Here is a 6265-nt window from a genome sequence, read left to right as displayed (position 1 = left end):
TAGAAAAAGCACAACCCAATGGGTTGTGCTTTTTTTTTTTAATAATCACTTAAAGGCAAGGCATACCGTAGACTACTTAGTTCAACTAAAGAGCTTTATGAAAATAGTGTAAATTGATAAGTGAAAAGCCGCTTTATAAAGTCTTATCATTAATACTAATAGTGTACATAAAATAATGGGAATTATATACAAACAAAGTCCACTGTGTTAATCTAATTTTATAGATCGACGATCTATAAAATTAGATTAAGTCGATATAGGAGGTTTTTACCGTGAAAGATAATCCATTAAATGTGTCAGTTGAACAAGCGAAATTACTTGGAAATGCATTAAGAGTTAAAATTATTAGTCATTTACAGGAGCAACCTAAAACATCAAAACAAGTAGCAAACCTACTAGGAGAATCAGGTGGTAATGTACATTATCATATGAAAAAGCTCTTTGATGGTGGCCTAATTGAATTAGTAGAAGAACGACAGTATGGAGGGGTAATAGAAAAATATTATCTATCTAAATCAAAATGGTTTAACTCTATTGGCGATACACCAGTTGATCCTGCATTAAGAGATGATTATCTTTCTAGAGACTCAACCGGTCTAAGTATCCGACTAAATTTAACTACGCATCAACAAAAAGAAATAAAAGAAGATTTTAAAGAGTTTCTTGAAAAATGGGTATTAAAAACAAATACAAGTGAGAGCAGTAAGACAGAAGAATTTAGTATTGGAGTAAAGATTGTTTCTACTGAACATAAAAATGAAGAGTTGCGAGATTGATGTAAATGTTTATCTTCTCTAATAAAAATTTCTTATTTATGTTTCTAGGAAGAATTGTTACAAATATCGGTGACACTTTGTATGCTGTTGCAGCAATGTGGTTGGTTTTTGAATTAGGTGGATCTACCTTTTATACAGGTTTAGCTGGTTTCCTGACCATTATCCCAAGGTTTGTTCAATTCTTCGCAGGACCACTTATTGATAGAATTTCAATAAGGCCTTTGTTAATCGTAACGCAAATTATTCAATCAATTATGCTATTAATTATTCCGATAGCTTACTTCTTTGACTTCTTAAGTGTGACACTTATCCTAATTATATCACCGATCATCACAACTTTTAATATGTTAGTTTACCCAGCACAAGTGGCTACCTTACCTAAAATCGTTGAGGAAAAAGAGTTAACGAAAGCCAATTCGCTTTTTACTTTTGCCTATCAGGGGATTGAAACTGCCTGTAATGCGATTGCTGGTGTACTACTTGTTACAATTGGTGCTATTTCTATTTACCTTTTAGATTCAATTATGTTTTTAATTGGTGCCTTACTTTTCTCTTTTATAAAATTACCTATGCAAACAAAAAAAGTAAAAAAAACATATAGTGAATCATCTATTTTATGTCATTTAAAACAGTATAAAATTGAACTTAAGGAAGGCATTAGTATTCTTCTTAATAAGACATTTTCTAGATTATTAATAGGGATAATGGCAATCAATTTTGTTGGTGGAGCTACTTTTGTTGTGTTACCTGATTTCAGTAAACATCAAGGGGGAGCTGAAATATTTGGCTATTTATTAATGGCACAGGCATTGGGTAGCATAATGGGTGCATTATTAGCCCCTTATATAAAGTTACAACGATATGGTATAGGAAAAGTATATGCCATGGCTTTTATCATTAGTGGTATATTGTGGACAATATCTGTTTTTAGTCCATGGACATGGTTGATGATTATAATTTATGCACTTGCTTGGTTTCCAGGTGGGGTAACCAACATCTTAATAAATACTTTTATGCAAAGAGGAATACCTAAGCATTTGCTAGGTAGAGTATTCTCAGCATCATTTAGTTTAAGTGGTATTGCCATGCCTTTAGGTTCGCTAATTGGAGGGGCATTAGGAGTTATAATCGGGAGTGTTTACGTCATTTTATGTAGTGGCATCGTAATTTTCCTTGTTGGTGTCTTTTGGAGCATTGATAAAGTAACACGAACGCTACCAAAATTGGAGGAAGTTACTGAAACAACATTTATCTCTGAAGTTTTAGCAAGAAAATTATCTAATCAAAAATAGAAAAGGGCTAAGATTTTTTTAACTTTAAAAAGTAGGTAGAGACTATGAAGAAGCAATTCCTAATTGTGATGATTTTTTTCTTCAGTTTTATGATAACAGGATGTAATGTCATCGAAGAATGGAAAGCTGAGCGGATTATCAAAGAATATTATCAAGCTATAATAGACGAAAATTATGATAAGGCGTTTAAGCAGTTACAGCTATATGATTATAATTCTAAGACTGAGATTGGACATTTTACTGAAGGAACTACATTATCGAATAAAGAGGCAAAGGCATTTTACCTAAAGAAAATACATGTTCTGAAGGAACAAAAATATAAATTAATTGATTTCGAAATTGTTGAAGTAGAGTATGAAGATGGTCATTCATTTTGGCATCATATTAAACTCAAGGGAGAGCAGGATGGTCAGAAATTTGAATGGAGAGAAGTTGCTGATATTTATAAAGGGAAATTAGTCATTAGTGAAAAAGATGACCCAAATACAAAGTATAGAGATGGGAAAATGTATTTTGAAATCGAAGAGTTAAAGGAAAATTAAGTACATGATAACTAGAGAGGAGATAATATGAAAGATACAGTCCATATTGATAATCTGCTCCCTGAAGACTGGGAACAAGTAAGAGAAATCTATCTTGAAGGAATTGCTACTGGTAATGCGACTTTTCAAAATGAAGTACCTTCTTGGGAAGAGTGGAATAACAGTCATACTTTAGAAAGTCGAATAGCTGCACGCCTAGAGGATAGTGTTTTAGGTTGGGCTGCATTAAGTCCTGTCTCAAGTCGGTGTGTTTATGCAGGTGTAGCAGAAGTAAGTGTATATGTAAGGCAAATTAGCACAGGAAAAGGAATAGGAAATTTACTTTTAAAGACTCTTATTCAAAAAAGTGAAGAAAATGGGTTTTGGATGTTACAATCTGGTATTTTTCCTGAAAATATAGCTAGTCTTAAAGTACATTATAAAAATGGTTTTCGAGAAGTTGGCAGGCGAGAGCGAATAGGAAAAATGAATGGTGTGTGGAGAGACACGATATTATTAGAAAGAAGGAGTAAAATTGTAGGAGTTAATTAATTGAATTGATAGTAAAACAGGAGGAGCAATTTCATAAAATAAATCTGTTCTATGCTCAGCGAAGAATGGATCTTTAACTTAAGAATTAGATAAATAGTAGAAGGGCAATCCTAGTCCCTCTAAGCTAACTAAAAGCACAATTTATGATATAGTTAAAAAGGGACGAAACCAAACTAGGAGGAGAACAATGTCACAGAAATTAATCTTTTTTGATATAGACGGTACTCTTTACGATGAAAATAAACAGTTACCCATGTCTACGAAAAACGCAATTGAGGCTCTGAAAAAGCAAGGTCATTATGTAGCCATTGCTACAGGGCGTGCTCCATTTTTGTTCGAAGACTTAAGAGATGAATTAGGTATTCATACATACGTTTGTTTTAATGGCTCTTATGTGGTTGTTGAAGGAGAAATGGTTTCAAAAAAAACACTAGATAGGAACTCACTAGAAGCATTAATTGATTTTGCCGATCAAAAGCAACATCCACTTGTTTTTATGGATCATGAAGATATGAAAACCAATGTAGAATCTCATCCGCATATTGAAGAGAGCATGGGAACTTTAAAGTGTTATCAACCTGGGCACGATTCGAGTTATTTTCTTAATCGAGATATCATTCAAACTTTGCTTTTCTGTTCAAAAGAGGAAGAAGTGGAATATATAAATGCGTTTCCTAAATTTGATTTCGTCAGATGGCATCCATTATCAGCCGATATTTTGCCAGTAGGTGGCTCAAAGGCAAAGGGTGTTGAGGTAGTCATGACAAAACTTGGATTTGTAGCGGAAGATGTTTATGCCTTTGGCGATGGACTAAATGATATTGAAATGCTACAGGCTGTTGTTAACAGCGTAGCAATGGGAAATGCGCATGAGGAAGTAAAGAATGCGGCTAAACATATTACCAAACATGTGGATGAAGATGGAATTGAGTACGGGCTAAAAATGCTTGGTTTACTATAACAGTAAAGACGAAAAACAGCGCATGAAGCACAAGTGGCTTGAGATGCGCTGTTTTCTGGTTTCTTACTAAGGGAATTTATGTATTTATTCGATTAGTTGAAAAGGGACAAGAGTGTTCATTGCCAAAGTGATGGGTTTTTTGCTATGGGGGAAATATCTAAATTTGTTCAGAATCTTACTATCGTCTTTTAGAGTAAAAGATTGATGCAATTGCAACTCAATAAAGACTTTAAGTGAGATGGAGTGGAAGGCACTTGACTCCCGCAAAAAGCAAGTGCCTGAAGCGCAATGGAACGGAGCCGATAAGGGAAATATGATTAACAAGTATAAAAGTACCTTACCGAATATATTCGGCTTCATAAGAATTAGCACCAGCATGGACGGCAACAAGCGTATCAGCGTAGCCTACAAGTCTGTTGACTAACTCATCAGTAATAGCATAGACAAGCGAATGGTGTTTCTCAAGATAGAGTTCAGGATCATCAAAAATAACGGTTGTATTTATATAAACATCTCTATTTCCTAGAAGGTCATAGTGAATAATTACCTTGCCTGCTGCTCCGCCTGTTTTTGGGTCTTTAAAGTTTGGCAAGAATACGTACCATTCTTCAGCTGTATGTGAGCGGAAATTCTTTGTAAATGTTAATTGAGTAAGCTCCTCTTTAATCGTCAAATCCTCATTCATTAGCTCAACAATCTTATTATTCATCTCATCACCATTTCTACAAGTTTCTATTAGTATAAGAAGGTTTCTCTATTTTTATTGAACAAAAAAAGATGCACCCGATAAAGGATGCATCTTTTCATCATTTTAATGAGCTGGAAAGAAGATCATTTGAATGATAAATATAACCGCGAAAAAGTAAAGGATAGGGTGTACCGTTTTTCCTTTTCCACTAACAAGCTTCATTAACGGATAAGAAATAAAACCAATTGCAATTCCTGTCGCGATACTAGAGGTTAACGGCATTGTAATTAAAATAGCAAAAGCTGGGAAAGCCTCATCGAACTGTTTCCAGTTAATGCGAGCTAGTCCATCCATCATAAAGCAACCGACAATAATTAATACAGGAGCTGTAATAGCTGGTAAAGAAGAAATGGCTGAAATGAATGGTGAAAAAAAGATAGATACTAGGAATAAGGCAGCTACAACAATGGAAGTGAGCCCAGTACGTCCTCCTGCTGCTACTCCTGATGATGATTCAATGTAAGCACTTGAGGGACTTGTCCCGAACGTTGAACCAACAGTCGTAGCTAATGCATCAGCATAAGCGCTGGTTTAGCGCGAGGGAACTTTCCATCTTTTAAGAAACCAGCCTGTTCAGCTACGCCGATCATCGTTCCTGTTGTATCAAAAATGGTAACTAGTAAAAATGAGATGACTACAGTGTACAGCCCGAATGTAAACACACCCGCAATGTCCATGTCGAAAAAGACTGGAGTAGGAGGAGTTGATACAACACCATCAAACTGTAAGAGTCCTACAAAAATACCGACAATGGCCGTAATCACCATTCCAAAGAATAAGGCCCCTTTTACATTTCGAGCCATTAAAACTAGGGTTAGAAATAAACCAAAAATAGTTAATAGTGTTATCGGATCATGTAGATTCCCGAAAGTAACGAGTGTTTCTGGATTAGGAACGACAATTCCAGCCATTCTTAGCCCAATAAAAGCAATAAATAACCCAATACCTGATGTAATTCCAAATTTTAATGAGTTAGGAATTGCGCGAATAAGCATTTCACGAAACGGAGTAAAGGTTAAAATTATAAACAGTAAACCAGCTAAGAATACAGCACCTAGTACAACTTGATAAGAAACTCCATGGGTTGCAACGACACTTGCAAAATAAGCGTTCATTCCCATACCAGGTGCAATGGCAATTGGGTATTTCGCAAATATCGCCATGTACAAAGTACCGACAATAGTTGCAATGATTGTAGCCATAAATACTTGATCAAACGGAACGCCAGCTGAAGAGAGAATTGCAGGGTTAACAATGACGATATAAACCATTGTTAAGAAAGTTGTAAACCCAGCCATTACTTCCGTTTTCACATTCGTTCCATGCTTTTTAAGCTGAAAGAAATTCTCCATTGTTTACCTCCACTTTTTTCGCAATCCTCAAAAAAATCCTAACTACGAATGAATACAGTTCTC

General features: G+C 35.1%; 6 protein-coding genes and 1 pseudogene. 5 read left to right on the top strand and 2 right to left on the bottom strand.

The window, feature by feature from the left end:
- The first annotated feature begins 272 nt into the window (after window positions 1-272).
- The 5 genes from JCM9157_RS22585 to JCM9157_RS22565 all read left to right on the top strand — a co-directional run bounded on the left by JCM9157_RS22585 (window position 273) and on the right by JCM9157_RS22565 (window position 4102).
- Window positions 273-776: an ArsR/SmtB family transcription factor gene (locus JCM9157_RS22585; protein ID WP_035668693.1), complete on the top strand. Its 504-nt coding sequence runs from the start codon at window positions 273-275 to the stop codon at window positions 774-776.
- Between the two features lie 5 nt (window positions 777-781).
- Complete coding sequence (locus tag JCM9157_RS22580) at window positions 782-2068, top strand: MFS transporter (protein WP_035668691.1); 1287 nt, start codon at window positions 782-784, stop codon at window positions 2066-2068.
- Between the two features lie 44 nt (window positions 2069-2112).
- On the top strand, window positions 2113-2610 hold the full coding sequence (locus tag JCM9157_RS22575; RefSeq protein WP_035668689.1) for a hypothetical protein: 498 nt from the start codon (window positions 2113-2115) through the stop codon (window positions 2608-2610).
- A gap of 27 nt (window positions 2611-2637) precedes the next feature.
- The gene (locus tag JCM9157_RS22570) at window positions 2638-3141 is read left to right on the top strand and encodes a GNAT family N-acetyltransferase (protein WP_035668686.1); all 504 of its coding nucleotides are present in this window, start codon (window positions 2638-2640) and stop codon (window positions 3139-3141) included.
- Between the two features lie 187 nt (window positions 3142-3328).
- Entirely contained in the window at window positions 3329-4102 is a 774-nt protein-coding gene (locus JCM9157_RS22565) for a Cof-type HAD-IIB family hydrolase (RefSeq protein WP_035668683.1), read from the top strand.
- 337 nt (window positions 4103-4439) lie between these two features.
- Here JCM9157_RS22565 and JCM9157_RS22560 read toward each other — a convergent pair whose 3' ends face one another.
- Window positions 4440-4811, bottom strand: coding sequence for a hypothetical protein (locus tag JCM9157_RS22560; protein WP_035668680.1), 372 nt, complete (start codon window positions 4809-4811; stop codon window positions 4440-4442).
- Between the two features lie 102 nt (window positions 4812-4913).
- Window positions 4914-6202: pseudogene (locus tag JCM9157_RS22555) on the bottom strand (NCS2 family permease).
- Window positions 6203-6265: the final 63 nt, after the last annotated feature.

Source organism: Halalkalibacter akibai JCM 9157, assembly GCF_000513135.1.
GTDB lineage: Bacteria > Bacillota > Bacilli > Bacillales > Bacillaceae_D > Halalkalibacter > Halalkalibacter akibai.
Note: the sequence above shows the minus strand (reverse complement) of the source record. Positions and strands in the feature narration are given on the sequence as shown.

What these genes read in the sequence shown, in the direction of transcription:
- JCM9157_RS22580 (WP_035668691.1), top strand. Translation starts at nt 782, where the DNA reads ATGTTTATCTTCTCTAATAAAAATTTCTTATTTATGTTTCTAGGAAGA.
- JCM9157_RS22560 (WP_035668680.1), bottom strand. Translation starts at nt 4,811, where the DNA reads ATGAATAATAAGATTGTTGAGCTAATGAATGAGGATTTGACGATTAAA.
- JCM9157_RS22565 (WP_035668683.1), top strand. Translation starts at nt 3,329, where the DNA reads ATGTCACAGAAATTAATCTTTTTTGATATAGACGGTACTCTTTACGAT.
- JCM9157_RS22575 (WP_035668689.1), top strand. Translation starts at nt 2,113, where the DNA reads ATGAAGAAGCAATTCCTAATTGTGATGATTTTTTTCTTCAGTTTTATG.
- JCM9157_RS22570 (WP_035668686.1), top strand. Translation starts at nt 2,638, where the DNA reads ATGAAAGATACAGTCCATATTGATAATCTGCTCCCTGAAGACTGGGAA.